Below are 21,180 nucleotides of genomic sequence, written 5' to 3'. Positions count from 1 at the left end.
CAATTTATCAGCTTGCACACTATAGCCTATTACAGCAAAATTATAATGTTATTGATGATGGCTTAAATGGTTGAACATTGTAGCATTATTGCTCAATTTTATTATTATATATTTATTTTATATCTTTGAAATAATGTAATTTTATTAGACTTTTAATGGGTTTACTGTCTTCTTAGACACAATATTAAATTACCATGCTATACACAAAGTATCCGATATTCGAGATTAACAACACGCTAAATACGTAAAGCATAAGCATTCCCAACGCTGAGTGATGGCTTACTTTAACAACGTTATTATTATTCATTATGCACCACTTATTTAAAAAAACATGACCTAGTTTGCATATTTATTCTATCAGATTATTTTTTATACGCAATAAAAAAACCAGTCAATTGACTGGTTTTTTTAGATTTATGCGGTCTTAGTCGTTAAATTTACGACGTGGACGATCTTCACCACCTTCACGGCGTGGACGATCTGGATTAAATTCACGTTTAGGACGGTCATCACCAAAAGTACGTTTTGGACGATCATCGAAAGAACGTTGTGGACGGTCACCAAAACCACCTTCACGACGTGGCGCTGGACGATCACCGAAATCACGTTTTGGACGGTCAGCGAAGCTACCTTCACGACGTGGTTTGTAATCTACGCTGTTACCACGGTTGTCATCATTGCCAGCGAAACGCGGTTTATCATTGAAACCACCTTCACGACGTGGCGCTGGACGATCACCGAAATCACGCTTTGGACGATCATCGAAAGAACGTTGTGGACGATCACCGAAACCGCCTTCACGACGTGGTGCTGGACGATCACCGAAATCACGTTTTGGACGATCATCAAACGAACGTTGTGGACGATCACCGAAACCGCCTTCACGACGTGGTGCTGGACGATCACCAAAGTCACGCTTAGGACGATCATCGCCATAAGAAGGACGTTCACCACGTGGTTTGTCATCGAAGCTACGACGTGGACGATCATCACCGCCTTCACGACGTTTAAAGTTAGACTCACCTTCGAAACGAGCACGACCCGCGCCATCACGACCGCCGAAACCACCACGACCACGACCACCGCCATCACGACCACCACGGCCACGACCAGCACCATCACGTGCACCACGTGCAGGAGGTGGAGATGGCTCAAGACCTTCAATTTCAGTCACGTTTAAACGTGCATCTAGGAAGTCTTCTAAAGCACGGATTTTACCGCGTTCACGATAAGTCGCTAAAGTGATTGCTTTACCAGTACGACCCGCACGACCAGTACGACCAATACGGTGTACATAGTCTTCGTTCTTCATTGGAAGACCGAAGTTAATTACGTGAGAAATTGTTGGTACGTCAAGACCACGCGCTGCAACGTCAGTTGCAACTAAGATTTTTGCACGACCTTCACGGATGCTGCGTAAACGACGGTTACGAACAGTTTGCGGCATCGCACCATGAAGTGCGACAACTGAAAGACCCGCTTCTGCAAGCTCTTCAGCAAGCATGTCAGTGTCTTCTTGTGTTGAAGCAAATACAACAGCTTGATCAACATCTTCAGCGCTTAACCAATGTGTCAATAATTTTTTCTTGTGCTCAAAGCCATCAGTCCAATGCAATGTTTGAGTGATGTCCATGTTCGTAGAGTGACCAGTTTCGATCGCAATACGTACAGGATCATTCATCATACGTTCAGCAAGGGTAATGATACGACCTGCAAACGTTGCAGAGAACATCAATGTTTGCTTACGGTTGTTCGCTAAATCACTGATTGCTTCTAAGTCTTCAGAGAAACCTAGGTCAAGCATACGATCCGCTTCGTCAACGATCAACGCATCAACTTGGTCAAGTTTAATTTGACGACGGTTTACAAGATCAAGTAAACGACCTGGAGTCGCTACAACCACTTGCGCGCCTTTTAATTGTTGGATTTGTTTACCAAAAGGCATACCACCCATGATTGCAGCAATACGAACACCTTTCATGTGACGTACAAGTGCAATCGCGTCTTGGCTTACTTGTTGTGCCAATTCACGCGTAGGACATAAAACTAAAATATTTGGTGCAGTTACAGCACGCATACGGTCTTTAAATGAAGTTAAAGTATCTTCATTTGTCGCCAACGCATTTAATGTTGGAAGTAAGAAAGCAGCAGTTTTACCAGAACCAGTTTGGCTCGATACAAGCAAATCTTTACCTTCAAGAGCAGCAGGTACCGCTTGTTCTTGAACGGCTGTAGGCGCAGTGAAGCCTAACGTTTGTAATGCTTGTTGAAGTGATTCGTGTAGTGGAAAATCAGCAAAAGTTTTGCTCATAGAGAGTGTTCACCCTGAAATGGGTGCTCCATTTAATAAATTACAATATGGACATCGGCAAAAAGCGGCACAGCAAATAGAACTGAAATATCAGAAATCAGTAGCGATCCGAATAACGACGATGTAGTGACGCACGTATGATGACGGCCGCAAACCTGAAGGAATCGCTTAAGCGATTGGGGCGCGAAGAATATGTCCTCTCTATGGACAACACGCGCATACAATGATTAGAAGATAATGTTCAGGTAATGAACGAAAATTAAGTGCGTTGCGAGAGTATAGCAGAAATTTTTATAATGTCATTAAGTTTAATTGCTTTTTCCGGTTTGTTGTTGTTCTGCTTGTGTATTTAGTTTTCATTCTATCCTTATAACGATAAAAAAGCCCTCTATTGAGGGCTTTTTTATATCTTCATAACATTGATCTGCTCATGTTACGACTACTTATTTGGCAGCATCGCCCCATGCTGGAACAACGGCTTGCATCAATGGTTTTAACATCTTCATCGAACATGCCAAAACTTGACCATTTTCTGCTGAATCTGTGCCACCACGTGCATCAACCACCGTACCGCCCGCTTCTTTCACAAGTAACTCGCCTGCTGCGATATCCCAAGGTTTCAAACCGAGTTCAAAATAACCATCTAAACGACCTGCGGCAACATAAGCCAAATCAAGTGCAGCTGAACCTGAACGACGGTATTGTGCACCCTGCTCGGTTACAGCAAGAAGTGAATCGAAATGGTTTTTTGCATAAGAGACAATTTCACCGTTACGTTTTTTACGGTAAGCATGACCTACAGACAAGAATGTGTTTTGTAAATTATCTTTCACATTCACACGAATACGGCGTTGGTTCATCATTGCACCACGACCACGGCTCGCAGAGAATAACTCATCTTTCACAGGGTCATAAATAACACCGTGTTGAGTCACACCTTTGTGCTGAACAGCAATCGAAATACAGAAATGTGGGAAACCATTGATAAAGTTTAATGTGCCATCAAGGGGATCGATCACCCAACACCAATCAGCGTCGTGACCTTTACCTTCTTGAAGACCAAACTCTTCGCCTAAGAAGCTGTGGTTTTTATAGCTTTTACGAAGTGTTTCGATGGTTAATTCTTCCAAATAACGGTCTACACGCGTTACTGGACCATCGATGCCTTTTTCTTCAACTTGCAGATCAAGTTTATGACGATTCTGATGCGCTTTTAAAAGCTCTTGACCAACTGTTTGAGCCGCACGCGCAGCCATCACCACCATAGGTTCCATTGAACACCCACTACAAATTTGAAGATACTGATAAAGAATAATGCATAAAAGCGTCGACATTTTAACAAATATCGACGCTTTTAGGGGAAAAATGTTTCTAAAATTTTACAGCGGTAGATTTAAACCCATTGCACAAGCTTTAACCAAGCTTGTTTTGTCGATTTTTCAATCCCTTGTGTATCTAAACCACAGTCTCTCAACATTTCACTGTGGCTGGCTTGCGCCAAGAATGCATCAGGTAAACCAAGGTTTAAAATAGGTTTCACAATCTGAGCCCGTGCTAAATATTCATTTACTGCACTACCTGCTCCTGCCATCACCGCATGCTCTTCAACGGTGACAAACAATTGGGTTTTATCGGCATAGCTTTGAATAATCTTTTCATCGAGCGGCTTCACAAAGCGCATATTGATCACACGCACTGCGACATCCAGTTCAGACGCCAAGTTTTGTGCCGCTTCAACAGCCACAGACACACGACTACCAAAGGCTAAAATCGTAATACCCTCTTCATGTTGTGGATTAAGCTCTAACACCACTTCCGCTTGACCAATCTCTAAAGCAGTCAACGCGTGTTGAATCTCAACACCTAAACCATTACCACGTGGGTAACGTACTGCAGCAGGTCCTGGATAGTGATACGCCGTATGCAACATTTGACGGCATTCGTTTTCATCTTTTGGCGCCATAATGACAATATTCGGTACGGTACGCATAAAGGCATAATCATATGCCCCTGCATGCGTTGGGCCGTCCTCACCCACAAGCCCTGCACGATCGATGCCAAAGGTCACATCTAAATTTTGCAATGCCACATCATGCACAAACTGATCATAGCCACGTTGCAAGAAGGTTGAATAAATCGCCACAACAGGTTTTAAACCTTCACATGCCATGCCTGCAGCGAGTGTGACTGCATGTTGTTCTGCAATCGCAACATCGAAGAAACGCTCAGGAAACTGTTTGGCAAATTTAACCATGCCTGAGCCTTCGCACATTGCAGGGGTAATCGCCAATAAGCGATCATCTTGTACAGCTTCATCACACAACCACTGCCCAAAGACATCTGAATATTTTGGTGCTGTATTCGAAGATGCACTGGCATTTATTTTTAAAATTGCGTGATATTTAATTTGATCTGCTTCAGCAGGCGCAAAGCCTTTGCCTTTTTTGGTATAGATGTGAACTAAGCGTGGACCTTGACGATGCTTTAAGGCATTAAAGACGTGTACCAAGCCATCCACATCATGCCCATCAAAGGGCCCAAAGTAATCAAAGCCAATCGCTTTAAATAAGTTATCGGCTGCATCAGTGGCAGCCTCATGTAAGCGTGAATTATACGACCATTCAGGATAGTCTTGAATATAGGCTGTACCGTCATCTTGAATGGCAACCGACTGCCCTTTTTGCCACAGCGCAGCTAAGTGTTTGGCAAAACCACCGGTACTACATGAGATCGACATGTCATTGTCGTTTAACACCACAATTAAATTTGCGTTGTGTGCAACCGCATCATTCATGGCTTCAAACGCCATACCTGCAGTCATTGCACCATCACCAATAATCGCCACCACATCACGTGCGGTATTTTGATAGCGACTTGCCAATGCCATTCCCAAACCTGCTGAAATCGCAGTTGATGAATGTCCGACACCAAAAGTATCAAATTCAGATTCTTCACGTGCAGGGAATGCTGCTAAACCGTTTTTAGCACGAATCGTGGTGAGCTGTTCACGACGACCGGTCAGTGCTTTATGCGGATATGCTTGATGACCGACATCCCACACCAAGCGATCATGCGGCGTGTTAAAGCAAAAATGTAAGGCAACCGTGAGTTCAACCACCCCTAGATTTGCACCAAAATGCCCACCACTTTGCCCTGCGGCATACAAAATAAATTGACGCAGTTCATCCGCGACTTGAACCAATTGGTCTTTCGCAAATTGACGTAATTGTGCTGGATGATCAATGGCATCCAACAACGGCGTCAAAGGACGTTGATGAGGTATCTCGGTATACAACATATGTGGCAATGCCTTCTAAAGCCTGGCAAATCCTAAGCTAGGTAAATAGGTTAACTCGAAGTTCAAACCGTTGAACTTACGAAAAAAATCACCGTCTATAACCACATTTATATTGGTACATTATTAAGCAAATGCTTAATCGGGCGTAGTTGAGTAGTTTGATTATCCTGAATAACCATAGTACTTATCAACTATTATCGTATTCTTTCTACAAAAAAGAAAATGTTCTGCGAAAATTAGCATAGGGATATACAAACAATATGCCCTCATTCAGCTATACTTTAGCCAATTTATACCTATGTAATGGAAGCATCTGTGCCTATAGAATTTGTCGCTACGTCTAAATTACCAACTGCTTTTGGCGATTTTAAAATTACTGTTTTTCAAGACCCACAAACTGGTGAAGAACATGTTGCCCTTTCTAAAGGCTTAGACACGCCGACCGATGAACCTGTGCTTGTCCGTATTCATTCTGAATGTCTTACCGGTGATGCGTTTGCTTCACTGAAATGTGATTGTGGCCCGCAGCTTCAGGCCACGCAAAAATTAATCAATGACGTCGGTCAAGGGGTGATTTTGTACTTGCGCCAAGAAGGTCGTGGGATAGGTTTGACCAATAAAATTCGTGCCTATGCCCTGCAAGACCAAGGACATGACACAGTCGATGCCAATCTGATGTTAAACCTGCCTGCCGATGCACGTCGTTATGACATGTGCAATATCATGCTTGATCATCTGCAAGTAAAGTCTGTGAAATTAATCACCAACAACCCTTTGAAAATTGCAGCCCTCAAAGATCAAGGGATCAATGTAGTAAGTCGTGTGCCTTTAACTGTAGGTCTCAATGCCTTTAATGCCGATTATTTAAAAACCAAACATGAGCGTATGTCACATATGTATAACAAAGAAGACTTTTAAGTCTTCTTTGCAAAGCTTAGAACTAAATGTTTAGGCTGAATACATTTGCTGATTTTTACCATGTTAAAAAAGTTTAAAACACACTTCAAATTCGAATAAAAATTTATCCTAAAACCCTTATTTTTTATATGGTTTTATGTTTTGATGTAAACACGGTTTCGCTTTTCAAATTTAGCATCTTCTAAGAGGGTCATCATGCAGCATCCAACTTCAGCGGATATTCAACGTGTTCGTACATTTCTTCTTGATTTACAAGCACGAATTTGTGCCAGTCTAGAGCAACAAGAAATTGCCGGTGGTGGCACAGCGACCTTCGAAATCGATGACTGGGAGCGTCCTGAAGGTGGCGGTGGTCGATCACGTGTCTTGCAAAATGGCACCGTGATTGAAAAAGGCGGCGTGATGTTTTCTCACATCAATATTTCCAAACTGCCGGCTTCTGCGACAGAGCGACATCCACAAATTGCCGGTGCTAAAGCGCAAGCCCTAGGTGTGTCTTTAGTCATTCATCCCAAAAATCCCAATGTGCCGACCTCACATGCCAATGTACGTTTATTCGTGGCTGAAAAAGAAGGTCAAGATCGTATCTGGTGGTTTGGCGGTGGGTTTGACCTCACCCCTTTCTACCCGAATGATGAAGATGTATTGGCTTGGCACCAAACGGCACATGACTTATGTGCACCCTTTGGTGACAATGTATATGCAGAACACAAAAAATGGTGTGATGATTACTTTTATTTAAAACACCGAGATGAACAGCGTGGTGTCGGCGGTCTATTCTTCGATGATCTCAATCAATGGGACTTCGAAACCTGCTTTCAATACATGCAAGCAGTCGGTAATGGTTATCTAGACGCCATCTTGCCAATCTTTAAACGCAATCAAGATAAACCTTATACTGAAGCGCAACGTGAGTTCCAAATTTATCGCCGTGGTCGTTATGTTGAATACAACTTGGTCTATGACCGAGGCACGTTATTCGGCTTACAAACCGGTGGAAGGATTGAATCCATTCTAGTGAGTTTGCCCAATTTGGCAGGTTGGTCATATCGTCCAGAATGGGATGCAGATTCACCTGAGAAAAAACTCACCGATTATTATTTAAAACCGCAAGATTGGTTAGCTGAACTGAAATAAAACATGCTTGTTCATACAAAATAATGATTAAAAAGCCATTCTCCTCGAATGGCTTTTTAACATCAAAAAACATCACCCATAGATAACACAGATAAAATAACAGTTCGAAATTATTGTTTACAAATCACACATTATTTTCAGTGAATTGAATAGCCTTGTTTGCGTTTAAAAATTAAACTGATGTTACGTTACGACTTAAAGTTAAACAGACTGTGACAGAAACGCAAATCACTCAAGCTTCGAGTCGTTTAAGCTAATTTAATCATCTTTTAGGGATTATTCAGATGCGATTAAATGTGATGAACCATAAGAAGAAGCTTTCGATGGTGATGCTGATGTTGTTTCTGTGCTCGCTGACCGTGACCATCGCCTTTCAAAATATTGTTTCCGACAGTATTTCGATCTCTTTTAGTGTGGCTTTGGCCTTTGGTTTAGTGTTGGTGTTGCCGTTTATCATGATGGAAACCATTCGTGAGATTTGCAATCCTTAAATACTCAATTGACATCAAGATATCCATATCTAAACCTGCTCTTGTCTAGAATTTTTACGGCACACGCTCATCGATATCTTTGATGGGTTTTATAAACGATCCGCATTATTGTTCTGTCTTAAAATCACGTATATTGATCAGCATTCGCACTGTATAGATCTATGGATATTTCGACATGAGCAAACAATTCGCGGTGATTGGCAATCCGATTGAACAATCACGCTCGCCTGAGCTTCATCATGCCTTTGCCCAAAAGACCCATATTGATTTGAATTATGTCAAACGCTTTGCCGAACTTGATGCATTTGAAGCAAGTGTAAAAGATTTCTTTAATGAAAATGGCTGTGGCATGAATGTCACGGTGCCTTTTAAGGAACGTGCCTTTGCCTTGTGCCATCATCTAACTGAGCGTGCCAAAATAGCCAAAGCAGTCAATACTCTCTGGATGGAAAATGGCGAATTAAACGGCGACAATACTGACGGTCAAGGTCTGGTCGAGGCAATCAAAGCACTAAATTGGTCGTTAGAAAATGTAAATATTTTGATTATCGGTGCTGGCGGTGCAACCCGTGGCGTGATCTACCCACTGGTTAAAGCGGGTGCAAAACAGATTGTGATTGCCAATCGCACTGTGTCTCGTGCTGAACAATTGGTTCAAGATCTGCAAGCTGCAGTACCTGAAGCAACACTCAAGGCTTGCGGATTGGATCAACTCGAAGGCGAATTTGATATTGTGATCAATGCGACCTCAGCAAGTCTGAATGGTGATGCTTTGATTTTACCTGAATCATTAAAATTTCATCATGCCTATGAAATGGCTTATGGCAAACAGTCAAGCTTTTTAGAGCAAGCCAAGCAACGCGATATCCCCACTTCGGAAGGTTATGGGATGTTAGTCGGTCAAGCCATTGAAGCCTTTGCGATTTGGAATGGTGTTCGTCCCAACCTCAAAGACTTTATTTAACGTAAGACTACAATGCATGATCACCAAGTCTAAATGAGTTAGGCTTGGCTGATGATGTTGTTTAAAGTTTATTGAGAAAGAGCATTTGAAAGTTCAATTGATTTAAATGACAACTGTACTTTAATTTTAGAACAGCCTTATTCATCTTTAAGCTTACTAAAACATAATCATTCAAGATATTATTTTGTATCATTATCAACCAATTAAAACTTAATTTACGGCTTTGAAAAACAGCATATAACCATCCTATCACTATGATTCAACAATAGAGTCGTTCGCTTTTCTGACATTTATTTTAACGGTTGTTATCAATGTAATTAACGCCTTGACGTTGAATAATTTGATCATCAATTCATATTTATAATATTTTCAGATTAGGAATACCTCAATGCCTGCATATAAAGCGCCTGTCCGCGATATTCGCTTCTTAATGAATGAAGTTTTTGACTATCCTGCGCATTTTAAAACGCTCAGCAATGGTGATGCTGTGGATTCAGATACCGTTGATATGATTATCGATGGTGCCGCTGATTTTTGTGAAAACGTGCTTTCTCCTTTAAACCAAAGTGGTGATGAAGAAGGCTGTCATTTTGACAATGGTGAAGTAAAAACACCTAAAGGCTTTAAAGAAGCCTATGACCAATTTGTGCAAGGCGGTTGGCAAGGTCTTTCATATCCTGAAGAGTTTGGTGGTCAAGCCCTCCCAATGTCTTTAAACCTGATCAAATCAGAAATGATGGGGACTGCAAACTGGTCATTCACTATGTACCCGGGTTTAAGTATGGGATGTATGAACACCATCATGCAGTTTGGTACAGATGAGCAAAAAAATACCTATATGCCACACCTGACCGCAGGCACTTGGTCTGGCACCATGTGTTTGACAGAACCTCAGTGTGGTACGGACTTAGGTCAAGTCAAAACCAAAGCTGAACCACAAGCAGATGGAACCTATAAAATTTCAGGTACCAAGATCTTTATTTCCGCTGGTGAACATGACCTGACTGAAAACATTGTGCATATTGTCTTGGCTCGCCTTCCAGATGCACCTGCAGGAACACGCGGTATTTCATTGTTTATCGTGCCTAAATTTCTTCCGACTGCTGAAGGCACGGTGGGTGAGCGTAATCCTGTCACCTGTGGTTCAATTGAACACAAAATGGGAATTCGTGCCTCTGCGACTGCTGTGCTGAATTTCGATGATGCGATTGGTTACCTGATTGGTGAAAAGCATAAAGGTTTACATGCCATGTTTACCTTTATGAACACGGCACGTATTGGTACGGCGGTACAAGGTTTGGCGCATGCTGAACTGGCATTCCAAGGGGCATTGCCTTATGCCAAAGAACGGATGTCAATGCGTGCTCTTTCAGGTAAAAAAGACCCTGAAAAAGTGGCTGATGCCATCATTCACCATGCCGATGTGCGTCGTATGTTACTGACGCAAAAAGCCATTGCTGAAGGCGGTCGTTCAATGATTTATCATGCTGCACAATTGGCAGATAAAATGACCGATGCGTTGGCGCAAGGTGACCAGGCCAAGTTTGACGAATATGATGACAAACTCGGTTTCTATACCCCGATTTTAAAAGGTTTCTTAACGGAACTCGGCTTAGAAGCGGCCAATCATGGGATGCAAGTATTTGGTGGTCATGGTTATATTAAAGAACATGGCATGGAGCAAATCGCACGTGATGCGCGTATTTCAACGTTATACGAAGGTACAACGGGTGTTCAAGCCTTAGATTTGATTGGTCGTAAAGTGCTGTTGTCTTCGAAAGGCAAAGTGGTGCGTGACTATACCGCTGAAATTTTGAAATTCTGTGGTCAACATGCCCGCAATAAATACATGCGCCGTTTTGCCTGGGATTTAACCAAAGTTTGCGCACAGTGGAATGCTTTAACGGTGCGTATTATGTTGGCTGCCCGTAAAGACCGTGACATCGTATCCTCTGCGTCTGTCGATTATTTGATGTTCTCAGGTTATGTGATGATGGCCTATTATTGGGCACAACAAGCGGCGGTGGCTTCCGCAAAATTGGCTTCAGGTGATGGTCAAGAAACCACTGAATTCTATAAAGCCAAAATCAAAGTCGCTGATTTCTACTTTGAGCGTTTACTGCCACGGACTCAAGGGCATGCAGAATCAATGGTCAATCCTTCTCGAACATTGACTTCTTTAGCGCCAGAGCATTTCAGCTTTGATTACTAATTGAGTTTTAAACTGATTTATATTGAAAAATAAGAGCGCTTCGGTGCTCTTATTTTACTTTGAACTGTCTATTTCATTCAAAGATTTTAATTTTGTTACCAATCTGTAAAAATTATGGAGATAAAACAATACTTTACGAGCAAATAATAAGCACATATCGTATAAATAAAAATCTGAATTAAAAAAATAATCATAAAAATCAAATTACTATCATCAAACCAAAATAAGGAGATGCTTGTTACAGTCATCTCATAGAAGCATTCATCCTCCCTCCATCAGTTTTTCATAAGATAGCCTCATTGAATCAACGGGCACATTATCATGAAAAAATTAATCTCAACACTTATGATTGGTCTTGTGACAGCAACCTGTGCAATGACCACTATGGCTGCACCCTCTCATCATGATTCACATCGTTATGATCGTAAATCAGTCCATCATGTCGGTTTCAAGAAGCATGCGCCAAAAAAACATTTTAGCCAGCATGATCGTCGCGATATGAGAAAATTCGATAACCGTAACCACCATGCTTTTAATGCTAAACATGATCGTTTCGATCACCGTTTACCGCCAAGACATCGTTAATTTTAAAAAGATTTTAAGAGCACTGAGGTGCTCTTTTTTTATATTCGCTTTCGCTGAATTTAAGCGTACATTTTCAGCATTCACATCAGCATTGTCATGTCTTAAAATCGCATTTATACAACAATAAAAATCACTTCACCATGTCGAACTTAGAAAATCAAACGCCCATCCAAGACACTTCTCGCTTAGGTATCGTCTCTAACTACGTTGCAAAATTTAGCTTTGCGTGTATCACAGTGGCAGGTTTTTTTATGCTGTATTTAGCCCAAAAACCGTGTAAGTACGACCACATCTGTGAACTGCCCCCTTTTGGGATCTTTTTACTCATGATGTCCTTAGTCATCGCTGTGTTGAGTTTGTTCGGCTTATTGATTGCTTATATTGCCCCTAAAGAAGATACATCAGAACGTATGCTGAAACGTCAGCAAGGACTGCAATGGAATGGTCTGCTGCTGGGGTTGAGCCTTGCTTATGTTTTATTTTTTATCATGGCCTCCTAAGTCAACCATACGAAAAAAGCCTAAATATCTGAATTTAGGCTTTTGAAAATTTCACAAAATAAACGTTTTAAAACTTATAAAAACTCTTCTAAGACTGAATTCAAAAAGATGTGTCCTTGCTCGGTGCATGCCAAGCGTTGTTCGTCTTCAACCAGTAATTTTCGCTGACGCAATGAATCCAAAACATCTGCCATTTGAGATATAGGATGTCCTGTGCGTTCAAGATAAAGTTTGGCTTCCACACCTTCATTTAAACGCAGTGCATTCATCATAAATTCAAACGGCATATCCTCCGCTTGAATTTTTTTAAACTGTAAATTTTCCGCAGGGACTTTGGCTAAATAGTCTTTAGGCAAACGTGTTTTTTGATAACGATATACGCCGTCAGGCTGAGTCACTTTGCCGTGAGCACCGGCACCAATCGCTAAATAATCCCCAAACTGCCAGTAATTTAAATTATGCGCAGAGGGCTGTTCTTTACGCCACGCCGACACTTCGTAGTTGATAAAACCATTGGCTTTTAAATAGGCCTCACCCTGCTCTTGAATATCTTCCAATACCTCATCGACAGGTAAAATCGGTTGTGTTCTAAAAAAAACCGTATTCGGTTCAATGGTCAGTTGATACCAAGACACATGGGTTGCGCCATGTTCTACAGCCAATTTCAAATCATTCAGAGCTTGTGCTAAAGTCTGCTCAGGTAAGCCATGCATTAAATCGACATTGATACGTTTAAAGCCTGCTTCCGTCGCCAAATGAATGGCATTGATTGCATCATCATTATTATGAATACGTCCTAAAGCTTTTAAATGATCGCTATTAAAACTTTGCACCCCAATCGATAAACGATTAATGCCTGCCGCCAAATAGCCTGCAAAGGGATCGTGCTCGACCGTGCCCGGATTGGCTTCTAAGGTAATTTCGCAATTTTCTTCAAACGGTAGTAAGGCTTTGAGTTGCTCAAAGAGCCATGCATAGCCTTTTGCTGAAATTAGCGATGGCGTTCCCCCACCAATAAAAACGCTGTGAATGGAGCGACCTTGGGCGAAATCAATTTGAGTTTTAAAATCTTCCACCAAAGCTTTTAAATACGTTTGTTCCAAGTCCAAACTCAAAGCGCCATTCGGCACTGCATGTGAGTTGAAATCACAATACGGGCATTTTTTCACACACCACGGCATATGAATATATAAAGACAAAGGAACAGATGCAGGATTTAAATCAGCCAAGGAGCAAGCTCAAAATTTTCAAAAGAACTATTTTAACATGCCTGACTACGGATCTTGAGAGAACTGTATCGGATTGCATGCAATTTCTCGCAATCTAATGATTTTGCTTTAGACTATATTTAAAGCACAATAAAGACAAAGCCATGATAAAAATATCCAGTCAAATGCTGATGTTAATTCCACTTGCTTTAGTGATTGGCGTTGCCATGGCCATTCAAACAGCCATCAACAGTCAATTGAGTGAACGACTTTATTCGCCCTTGCAGGCTGGGTTTTTGTCCTTTTTCATTGGTACAATCGTGTTGGGCTTTTTGCTGTATTTACACTCTGCACCTAAACCTGACCTAGCCAGCTTGACTCACATGCCTGGGTATTTATGGTTGGGCGGATGCTTAGGGGTATATGCCATTAGCATGAGCATTTATACTGCACCGAAACTCAGTTTTCTGACCTTTTCAGGCTTGGTTATTTTCGGTCAAATCATCATGTCGATGATTTTGGATCAATATGGATGGCTTGGAGTTGAAAAAACGCCCGTCAACTGGCAACGTCTTGTCGGTGCTTTACTGATTTTTATTGGGGTCGTGTTTACTTTACAACGATAATTGACCCACTGAATTGTATCCATTTTTATAACGAGTATTTTTGTGTCGACCCTATCGAGCACCCGCTTTGAACTCAAGCATCTATTTCATTTAATGATTCCTATCCTGATCACGCAATTTTCACAAGCGGGTTTAGGACTGATTGACACCATTATGGCCGGACACCTCTCTCCTGCTGACTTGGCGGCTGTGGCTGTGGGAGTAGGATTATGGATGCCTGTCATGCTGCTGTTCAGTGGCATTATGATCGCAACCACGCCTTTGGTCGCTGAAGCTAAAGGTGAACGCTCGCCTGAAAAAATTGCCACCATTGCCCGTCAGTCGTTATGGATTGCCTTTATTTTAGGGGTGATCGCAGGGCTGATTTTACAGCTTGCACCGATGCTGCTCCCCATCGTCGGTGTACCGGATAGTTTATTGCCCAAAGCCAGTTTGTTCTTACATGCGATTGGTTTGGGTATGCCTGCGGTGACCATGTATGCCGCACTCAGGGGCTATTCAGAAGCTTTGGGTTATCCACGTCCTGTGACTGTGATTAGTTTATTTGCCTTAGTGTTCTTGATCCCGCTGAACTACCTGTTTATGTACGGTTGGGGACCCATTCCGGCTTTGGGCAGTGCAGGTTGTGGTTTTGCCACGGCCATTTTACAGTGGCTGATGTTTTTTAGCTTAGCCTTGTATATTTTCAAAGGTCGTCCTTATCAAAAGACTCAAATCTTTGCGGTTTGGGAAAAAATGGACCGCTATTGGATTAAACGGATTTTAAAACTCGGTATCCCGATTGGTTTAGCGATTTTCTTTGAAGTCAGTATTTTCAGTACGGCGGCGATTGTGATCAGTCCTTTAGGCGACACCATTGTTGCAGCGCATCAGATTGCAATCTCAGTCACTTCACAACTGTTTATGATTCCCATGTCACTCGCCATTGCACTGACCATTCGCACAGGCATGTACTATGGTGAAAAAAATTGGCCCTCGATGCGTAAAGTTCAGAAAATTGGTTTCGCTACAGGCACCGTTTTTGCTTTTGCGACCATGGCGTTAATCTGGTTTTTCCGCCCTGAAATTGCAGCGATTTACACCCAAGATGTTGAAGTTGCAGAAGTCGCTATGTATCTGATGCTGTTTGCACTGGGTTATCAGTTGATGGATGCGTGGCAGATCAGTGCGGCGGGTTGTTTACGTGGCATGCAAGACACCAAAGGTCCAATGTGGATCACCATGCTGGCGTATTGGGTCATTGCCTTCCCTGTAGGCCTATATCTTTGTCGTTTTACCTCAATGGGGGCAGCTGGGGTATGGGTCGGGTTGATTGTCGGACTTGCGATTGCATGTCTACTCTTGATCATCCGCTTAAAACACAATAATCAAAAATTAGATTTTCAATCATAGCGACTCATAAATAATCATCCACTGATTATTTTCCATTAATGCTCATCAAAATACTCAGGAGAGCCGATTTCCTGAGTAGTCTTTAAAAGATAAAGCATTTCGATTTGATTTTAAGAACAATAGCTTGAACACATCAAACCGATTTGATTCAAGAACCATCATTGCTGGATGGCGAGACCCTTAAAATTTTAGAAATAACAACTTAACAAAATAAAGTAGGCAGAATCAGATTTGTCGCCTATGATCAAAATAGACCAAAAATTTTATCTTTGAGGAATATCTTCAATGTCAAAAAATGCGAGCTCTCCCGGCCGTCGTTTTATGAAACTCGCAGGCATGACTGCGAGCATTGCCACTAAAACAATGTCCAACTCGATTCGCAACTTTAATGCTGATGATGACAAAAAAAATGAAGCACGCAGCCAACTCTTTCAAGACATCGGCCTACAAATCGCAGACACCTTAGGGGAAATGAAAGGTGCAGTGATGAAAGTCGGTCAGATTGCTTCACAATATAAAGATATTTTTCCGCCTGAAGTGGCAAAAGCGATTGCCAAATTGCAACGCCAAGCCCCACCTATGCCCTTTGCAGAAATTAAACAACAAGTCGAAAAAGAATTGGGCAAGCCTTTAGAACAGATCTTTAAAAGCTTTGAGCAAAGCCCTTTTGCAGCCGCGTCCATTGGTCAAGTGCATAAAGCCACTTTAAGCAATGGCAAAGAAGTCGTGGTCAAAGTGCAATACCCAGGGGTCGATCAAGCCTGTGACAGTGACTTAAAACAAGTTCGTTTAGCGCTACGTTTGATGGGTGTTTTAAAAGTTGATAAAAAACTGCAAGACCGTTTATTTAAAGAGATTCAAGACAGCTTACATGAAGAACTGAACTATGAAATCGAGGCGCAAAGTCTTGAAGTGTTTCGAACCTTTCATGAAAAATTAGATACCAAGATTATTATTCCCAAGGTTTATCGTGAATATTCAAGCCGTCGTGTTTTGACATTGAGTTTTGAGCAAGGCGAAAGCATTGAAACTGCAAGTACGTGGGATCAAAATATTCGCAACGAAATGGGACGCCGTTTGGTTCGTGCCTTAGGTCAGCAAATGTTTTATTTAAAACGTTTCCACTGTGACCCTCATCCAGGTAACTTTGCCTTTAGACCGGATGGTAGTGTCATTATTTATGATTTTGGTGGCGTTAAAACCCTTTCTCCTGCCTTAGTCGATCGCTTCAAATCTTTGGTGCGTGCAGGGCGACATTCGGATATTGAAGCCATTGAAGATCATCTTTTGGCATTGGATTCAATTGCGGAAAAAGCTAAGTTTCCACCTGAGCTGTATCGAACATGGTTAGAAGTGTTGTTACGCCCGCTGACCACACAATATGACTTCGCTGAAAATTCTGCACATCATGACGGCGTAAAACTGGTGAAACAATCCTTAAAATATTGGGATGTTTTCAAACCTTCACCCGATACGCTGATGGTGAATCGCACCATCTCCGGACAATATTGGAATCTCATTCATTTGAAAGTAAACGATAATTTGAGCGACCTATTTGAAGAATTGGTCCCTGTATAAATACACTTTTTGATTTGGCTCTGCTTTAAATTTCATTTAAAAACCGATCTATAGAATGCTGTTACACGAATTCTATAGATTTTACGGTTTATTGTTATATTATAACATTACAATTTAAAACCAAATCAGGAGTCTTATCAGATGCGTCAAGATATCCATCCAGAATACCGAGAAGTCTTATTCCATGACACCAATGCCGATGCGTACTTTGTGATTGGCAGTACTTTAAATTCAAAACAGACTAAGGAATACCAAGGCAAGACCTACCCTTATGTCACTTTGGATATTTCCAGTGCATCCCATCCGTTCTATACCGGTGAAATTCGTCAAATGAGCAATGAAGGTCGTGTGGCAAGCTTTAATAAACGTTTCGCACGTTTTAAACGTTAATGCTTTTTTTAAGTATCGTGTTTTAAAGTGATTTTACTCAAGCAACATGACTTAAGTTGCTTTTATCAAAGATGTTGTTCATACCCTTTGAGTGTAGAAGTCTAAGCAGCTATCCTCCGCTTAGACTTCTTTTTTTTATTTGAAAATCGGGTTGAATTGGTCGCCTTATTTAGCAGGCAGCAAGCTATTTATAACGTAGAAGCCCAATGCCAAGAGCAATACCCCACAGACCACACTCGACACTGCATACAACAATGCGATCAGGAGTTGGTCCTGACGAATCAGTTGAAAGGTTTCCAATCCAAAACTAGAAAATGTGGTAAATCCACCGAGTATACCGACCATCAAAAACAGTCGTGTTTCATGTTGAAGGATGGGATAGCGCAAAGTAAATGCAAAGAAAATTCCTGCCAAAAGACAACCGATTAAATTCACACTCCATGTCGTCCATGGAAATAAGCTTTGCGGTTTAGACATAAGAAAGCCAGCACCATAACGTAGACTTGCGCCAATCGCCCCACCACATGCCACCAACAACCAATTCATCGTGCTACTCAAATCATCTTCTATTGAACTGCTATTTTTAAACGATTTTAAAGTTTTCACCACTGTTTTCGTTATTTCATGTGCTGTGTAACTTCAGAAATAACAGCAAGGCTTCATTCAATTCAGCATATATTTTCGCTAAGATAGTCATCGTGTTTAAATTGATTAAAAAAGGAAGACGCATATGGCTCAGGCATTATTGGCAAAACTACAAGCAGGCGAAGCGAAGTTTGCAGATGTCATCGCACACATCGAAGCGCATTACACCCATACGCCTACCGCATTTAAAAATGGCCAACACGCCAATGCCGCAACAGAAAACCAAGGCAGTGCGAAAGTCTTTTCTTTTGCACAATTACAAGGTTTAGACCAAGCGCAAACGTTAAGCCTGTTTGCTGAACATTATGCAGCTGTACTTGCAACACCAGACGCAACGGATCACCAGAATATTCGTCAATTCATGCAACATGGTTGGGCGGGCATTCAATTTGAAGGCACGGCATTAACTGCAAAATAAAAAACATCGAATATGAAAAAGGGATCTTAAAGATCCTTTTTTTATTCTTAAATACTCAAATTCCGTAAAAAATTGGGTCTATGGACGTTGTGCATATTGAGGCACATCATCACAAATCTGATCCCACTCTGCTTTATCTGCAACGAAAATATGCATACTTGGACGGTTAGGAATCACACTATCCAACGTCCCGATTCTTAACCGGTAATGCTCTGGTGTGTCTTGTTTAATGCTCAAGATCGGGGAACCACATTGGCTACAAAAACAACGCTGTGTGGTTGGCGTGGATTGGAATTTTTTCAGTAAATGCTCACCTGAAACAAAGTAAAAATCAGCAATTTTCACCGGAGCATTGCTGGCAAAAGCCGTCCCATTCGATTTGCGACAACGCTGACAATAGCATTGAATGATTTCACCTATTTCGCCATGAATCTCATATCGAATGCCACCACATAAACAACCACCAAGATATTTTTGTTGTGCTGTCATTTGTACTCTTCTTTGAGACATCACTATTGAATTAAAAAAGACTAGCACAACATGTAGACAGGATCTTTAGGTTTTGTTGTGCCCTTGCAAAAAGCGATTGACCCCCTCACCAGCAGCGCGCCCTGTCGCAAAACATGCAGTCAATAAATAACCGCCTGTGGGCGCATCCCAATCCAACATCTCACCACAGCAGAACACATAAGGATTAGACTTAAGCTGTAAGGCTTCATTCAATACCTGTTGCTTCACACCACCTGCGCAACTAATCGCTTCCTCAATCGGACGAAAACCTGAAAGCTCAATACGTAAATTCTTAATCTGCCCTGCTAAAGCAACAGCATCATTCCATAGGGCTTTGGGAACAATCTCACGAACTAAACTGGCTTTAACTTGGTCCAATCCTGCTTTACGCCATACATTGCTCAGAGTTTGCTTTTTACTGGGCTTAAGCTTCTGTGCCAATTGCTCCACTGTTTGATCGGGCAATAGATCTAAATACATTTGTATCGGTTGCTGATTCTTCACCAAAGTACGTAAAGCACGTCCTTGCTTGTAAATCAAACCACTTTCTAGCCCGTAATGGCTGACAATAATATCACCTGTGCTTTTCGGCTCATTGGCCACCCACGCTTCAACCCGTTTCAGCGGTTGACCAAAGATCGGTTGCATAAAGGCAGACCATGCACGTTCTACGCCTGCATTACTGGCTTGAAATGCCTCAATTTCATTTTGATTAAACCATTGCTGCCATGCACCATCACTGCCTAAACGTGACCATGACACCGCACCACAGGCCAATACAATCGCATCATACTCATGTGTCACAACTTCATTGCTGACCAAGTTTAAAATTTCAAGTTGATTCGACTTTAAATCTTTCACTTGATGCCGATAATGAAATTTCACCTGATGTTCAGCTAAACATTTGAGCCAAGCTCTTAACAAAGGTGCAGCTTTCATCTCGATGGGAAAAACACGACCCGATGAACCAATATAGGATTCAATGCCGAGGTCTTTCATCCACGCTTGAATCCATGTGGCATCCCACTGTTTGACCCATGGACTCAACCAATCGACCTGATCATAACGCTCGACAAACTGTTCAATCGGTTCAGCATGCGAAATATTCAGCCCTGTTTTTCCCGCCATCAGAAATTTTCGCGCTGCGGACGGCTTCTGCTCGAAAACATGCACTTGGTAATTCAGCTGACTCAGGACTTCGGCAGCCATCAGTCCCGCAGGGCCTGCGCCAATAATCGCAATGGATGGAGATATACTGATGTGTTCTGACATAACCAATTAAGCTTCTGTCTGATCTGCAGATGCGGCTTGGGTTGCATTCTGCCCCTGTAAAGGCTGAAACGCATCAAATCGTGTGGTATAGCCCTCAGGCTTGGTCATCACCAATTGCTGACACAACTCACCACGCTCTAAATATTTCACTTCAAAATGGGTACGTGCTGAATCTTGTGCAATCACTTGACGCTCAAACGGCAATTTCCAAACCGTTTTAAGCTGTTCTTCAGCTTCATCGATATAACTTGGAATATTGCTCGCCAAAGTAATCGTGCCGCCTGTTTGCAATCTTGAAATTAAAAATTCAAAAAATGGCATGTTGAGCCAACGCTGTGCAGGGTTATGCGGCTCAGGATTCGGATACAAAATAAAAAAATGCTGAACTTGCTGTGGATACAACGCATGCACGACCCAAGGCAAAGCATCTGCATGAACAGGGGTTAAGTTGGGTTGCCCCTCAATCGCATGCTGTTTTTGCATCGCTAAGAATTTTTCACGGGTACGTTCGATGGCAATCAAATGATATTGAGGATGTTGTCCACTAAACAACAAGGCATGCTTGCCTTTGCCTGCGCCAATTTCCACACAAATCGGAGACTGAGAGATAGTTTTAAATTCGCGTGGCGCGTGCATACGCTGGGCTTGAAATTGACGAATTGGCATAAACAGATCAAACTAAGGAAATCTGTACAAGTCTAGCAATTCCTAGCCCATTTTCCTAT

The 21,180-nt window shown here is 41.9% G+C and carries 20 protein-coding genes; 12 read left to right on the top strand and 8 right to left on the bottom strand.

The genetic code is table 11. From position 1 onward, the window contains the following. Nucleotides 1-424 precede the first annotated feature (424 nt). From G8D99_RS01750 to dxs, 3 genes are all read right to left on the bottom strand, one after another. Nucleotides 425-2,311, bottom strand: coding sequence for a DEAD/DEAH box helicase (locus G8D99_RS01750; protein WP_166322062.1), 1,887 nt, complete (start codon nt 2,309-2,311; stop codon nt 425-427). Nucleotides 2,312-2,754: 443 nt separating this feature from the next. Then, nucleotides 2,755-3,585, bottom strand: a complete 831-nt coding sequence (locus G8D99_RS01745) for an inositol monophosphatase family protein (RefSeq protein WP_166322060.1) — start codon at nt 3,583-3,585, stop codon at nt 2,755-2,757. Nucleotides 3,586-3,704: 119 nt separating this feature from the next. Then, nucleotides 3,705-5,609, bottom strand: a complete 1,905-nt coding sequence (gene dxs / locus G8D99_RS01740; protein ID WP_166322058.1) for a 1-deoxy-D-xylulose-5-phosphate synthase — start codon at nt 5,607-5,609, stop codon at nt 3,705-3,707. Between the two features lie 315 nt (nt 5,610-5,924). Here dxs and ribA point away from each other — a divergent pair, with 315 nt between their 5' ends. The 7 genes from ribA to G8D99_RS01705 all read left to right on the top strand — a co-directional run bounded on the left by ribA (nt 5,925) and on the right by G8D99_RS01705 (nt 12,416). Continuing rightward, nucleotides 5,925-6,527 carry a GTP cyclohydrolase II gene (gene ribA, locus G8D99_RS01735; protein WP_166322056.1) on the top strand — a complete coding sequence of 201 codons (603 nt, stop codon included), beginning with the start codon at nt 5,925-5,927 and terminating at the stop codon, nt 6,525-6,527. A 195-nt stretch (nt 6,528-6,722) separates the two neighbouring features. After that, entirely contained in the window at nt 6,723-7,664 is a 942-nt protein-coding gene (gene hemF / locus G8D99_RS01730) for an oxygen-dependent coproporphyrinogen oxidase (RefSeq protein ID WP_166322054.1), read from the top strand. Between the two features lie 284 nt (nt 7,665-7,948). After that, nucleotides 7,949-8,155, top strand: a complete 207-nt coding sequence (locus G8D99_RS01725; RefSeq protein ID WP_166322052.1) for a hypothetical protein — start codon at nt 7,949-7,951, stop codon at nt 8,153-8,155. Between the two features lie 175 nt (nt 8,156-8,330). Further along, the gene (aroE, locus tag G8D99_RS01720) at nt 8,331-9,119 is read left to right on the top strand and encodes a shikimate dehydrogenase (protein ID WP_166322050.1); all 789 of its coding nucleotides are present in this window, start codon (nt 8,331-8,333) and stop codon (nt 9,117-9,119) included. Nucleotides 9,120-9,507: 388 nt separating this feature from the next. Further along, on the top strand, nt 9,508-11,331 hold the full coding sequence (locus tag G8D99_RS01715; protein WP_166322048.1) for an acyl-CoA dehydrogenase C-terminal domain-containing protein: 1,824 nt from the start codon (nt 9,508-9,510) through the stop codon (nt 11,329-11,331). A 321-nt stretch (nt 11,332-11,652) separates the two neighbouring features. Further along, nucleotides 11,653-11,916, top strand: coding sequence for a hypothetical protein (locus G8D99_RS01710; RefSeq protein WP_166322046.1), 264 nt, complete (start codon nt 11,653-11,655; stop codon nt 11,914-11,916). 140 nt (nt 11,917-12,056) lie between these two features. After that, on the top strand, nt 12,057-12,416 hold the full coding sequence (locus tag G8D99_RS01705) for a hypothetical protein (protein ID WP_166322044.1): 360 nt from the start codon (nt 12,057-12,059) through the stop codon (nt 12,414-12,416). A 74-nt stretch (nt 12,417-12,490) separates the two neighbouring features. Here G8D99_RS01705 and hemW read toward each other — a convergent pair whose 3' ends face one another. Continuing rightward, complete coding sequence (hemW, locus tag G8D99_RS01700) at nt 12,491-13,645, bottom strand: radical SAM family heme chaperone HemW (protein ID WP_166322042.1); 1,155 nt, start codon at nt 13,643-13,645, stop codon at nt 12,491-12,493. A gap of 143 nt (nt 13,646-13,788) precedes the next feature. On the opposite strand from hemW, the gene G8D99_RS01695 reads away from it, so the two are divergent. The 4 genes from G8D99_RS01695 (at nt 13,789) to G8D99_RS01680 (ending at nt 17,610) form a co-directional block, all read left to right on the top strand. Continuing rightward, a complete protein-coding gene (locus tag G8D99_RS01695; protein WP_166322040.1) occupies nt 13,789-14,250 on the top strand; it encodes a DMT family transporter in 462 nt (153 codons plus the stop codon). A gap of 93 nt (nt 14,251-14,343) precedes the next feature. Further along, nucleotides 14,344-15,642, top strand: coding sequence for an MATE family efflux transporter (locus G8D99_RS01690; RefSeq protein WP_166327448.1), 1,299 nt, complete (start codon nt 14,344-14,346; stop codon nt 15,640-15,642). 285 nt (nt 15,643-15,927) lie between these two features. Next, nucleotides 15,928-17,220, top strand: a complete 1,293-nt coding sequence (locus G8D99_RS01685) for an ABC1 kinase family protein (protein WP_166322038.1) — start codon at nt 15,928-15,930, stop codon at nt 17,218-17,220. A 141-nt stretch (nt 17,221-17,361) separates the two neighbouring features. Continuing rightward, nucleotides 17,362-17,610, top strand: a complete 249-nt coding sequence (locus tag G8D99_RS01680) for a type B 50S ribosomal protein L31 (RefSeq protein ID WP_166322036.1) — start codon at nt 17,362-17,364, stop codon at nt 17,608-17,610. A 165-nt stretch (nt 17,611-17,775) separates the two neighbouring features. On the opposite strand, the gene crcB is transcribed toward G8D99_RS01680, so the two are convergent. After that, complete coding sequence (gene crcB / locus G8D99_RS01675) at nt 17,776-18,156, bottom strand: fluoride efflux transporter CrcB (RefSeq protein ID WP_166327446.1); 381 nt, start codon at nt 18,154-18,156, stop codon at nt 17,776-17,778. Between the two features lie 184 nt (nt 18,157-18,340). Here crcB and G8D99_RS01670 point away from each other — a divergent pair, with 184 nt between their 5' ends. Then, complete coding sequence (locus G8D99_RS01670; protein WP_166322034.1) at nt 18,341-18,673, top strand: HopJ type III effector protein; 333 nt, start codon at nt 18,341-18,343, stop codon at nt 18,671-18,673. A gap of 78 nt (nt 18,674-18,751) precedes the next feature. On the opposite strand, the gene G8D99_RS01665 is transcribed toward G8D99_RS01670, so the two are convergent. The 3 genes from G8D99_RS01665 to G8D99_RS01655 all read right to left on the bottom strand — a co-directional run bounded on the left by G8D99_RS01665 (nt 18,752) and on the right by G8D99_RS01655 (nt 21,127). After that, nucleotides 18,752-19,162 carry a GFA family protein gene (locus G8D99_RS01665; RefSeq protein ID WP_166322032.1) on the bottom strand — a complete coding sequence of 137 codons (411 nt, stop codon included), beginning with the start codon at nt 19,160-19,162 and terminating at the stop codon, nt 18,752-18,754. Between the two features lie 66 nt (nt 19,163-19,228). Then, on the bottom strand, nt 19,229-20,437 hold the full coding sequence (locus G8D99_RS01660) for a TIGR03862 family flavoprotein (protein ID WP_166327444.1): 1,209 nt from the start codon (nt 20,435-20,437) through the stop codon (nt 19,229-19,231). Between the two features lie 24 nt (nt 20,438-20,461). Further along, nucleotides 20,462-21,127: a class I SAM-dependent methyltransferase gene (locus G8D99_RS01655; RefSeq protein ID WP_171522774.1), complete on the bottom strand. Its 666-nt coding sequence runs from the start codon at nt 21,125-21,127 to the stop codon at nt 20,462-20,464. Between the last annotated feature and the right edge of the window lie 53 nt (nt 21,128-21,180).

Origin of the sequence: Acinetobacter lanii (genome assembly GCF_011578285.1) — a bacterium.
Lineage (GTDB): Bacteria > Pseudomonadota > Gammaproteobacteria > Pseudomonadales > Moraxellaceae > Acinetobacter > Acinetobacter lanii.
Note: the sequence above shows the minus strand (reverse complement) of the source record. Positions and strands in the feature narration are given on the sequence as shown.

What these genes read in the sequence shown, in the direction of transcription:
- G8D99_RS01750 (WP_166322062.1), bottom strand. Translation starts at nt 2,311, where the DNA reads ATGAGCAAAACTTTTGCTGATTTTCCACTACACGAATCACTTCAACAA.
- dxs (WP_166322058.1), bottom strand. Translation starts at nt 5,609, where the DNA reads ATGTTGTATACCGAGATACCTCATCAACGTCCTTTGACGCCGTTGTTG.
- G8D99_RS01745 (WP_166322060.1), bottom strand. Translation starts at nt 3,585, where the DNA reads ATGGAACCTATGGTGGTGATGGCTGCGCGTGCGGCTCAAACAGTTGGT.
- G8D99_RS01680 (WP_166322036.1), top strand. Translation starts at nt 17,362, where the DNA reads ATGCGTCAAGATATCCATCCAGAATACCGAGAAGTCTTATTCCATGAC.
- G8D99_RS01705 (WP_166322044.1), top strand. Translation starts at nt 12,057, where the DNA reads ATGTCGAACTTAGAAAATCAAACGCCCATCCAAGACACTTCTCGCTTA.
- G8D99_RS01690 (WP_166327448.1), top strand. Translation starts at nt 14,344, where the DNA reads ATGATTCCTATCCTGATCACGCAATTTTCACAAGCGGGTTTAGGACTG.
- G8D99_RS01670 (WP_166322034.1), top strand. Translation starts at nt 18,341, where the DNA reads ATGGCTCAGGCATTATTGGCAAAACTACAAGCAGGCGAAGCGAAGTTT.
- G8D99_RS01725 (WP_166322052.1), top strand. Translation starts at nt 7,949, where the DNA reads ATGCGATTAAATGTGATGAACCATAAGAAGAAGCTTTCGATGGTGATG.
- G8D99_RS01715 (WP_166322048.1), top strand. Translation starts at nt 9,508, where the DNA reads ATGCCTGCATATAAAGCGCCTGTCCGCGATATTCGCTTCTTAATGAAT.
- G8D99_RS01685 (WP_166322038.1), top strand. Translation starts at nt 15,928, where the DNA reads ATGTCAAAAAATGCGAGCTCTCCCGGCCGTCGTTTTATGAAACTCGCA.
- crcB (WP_166327446.1), bottom strand. Translation starts at nt 18,156, where the DNA reads ATGAATTGGTTGTTGGTGGCATGTGGTGGGGCGATTGGCGCAAGTCTA.
- G8D99_RS01695 (WP_166322040.1), top strand. Translation starts at nt 13,789, where the DNA reads ATGATAAAAATATCCAGTCAAATGCTGATGTTAATTCCACTTGCTTTA.
- G8D99_RS01710 (WP_166322046.1), top strand. Translation starts at nt 11,653, where the DNA reads ATGAAAAAATTAATCTCAACACTTATGATTGGTCTTGTGACAGCAACC.
- aroE (WP_166322050.1), top strand. Translation starts at nt 8,331, where the DNA reads ATGAGCAAACAATTCGCGGTGATTGGCAATCCGATTGAACAATCACGC.
- hemF (WP_166322054.1), top strand. Translation starts at nt 6,723, where the DNA reads ATGCAGCATCCAACTTCAGCGGATATTCAACGTGTTCGTACATTTCTT.
- G8D99_RS01665 (WP_166322032.1), bottom strand. Translation starts at nt 19,162, where the DNA reads ATGACAGCACAACAAAAATATCTTGGTGGTTGTTTATGTGGTGGCATT.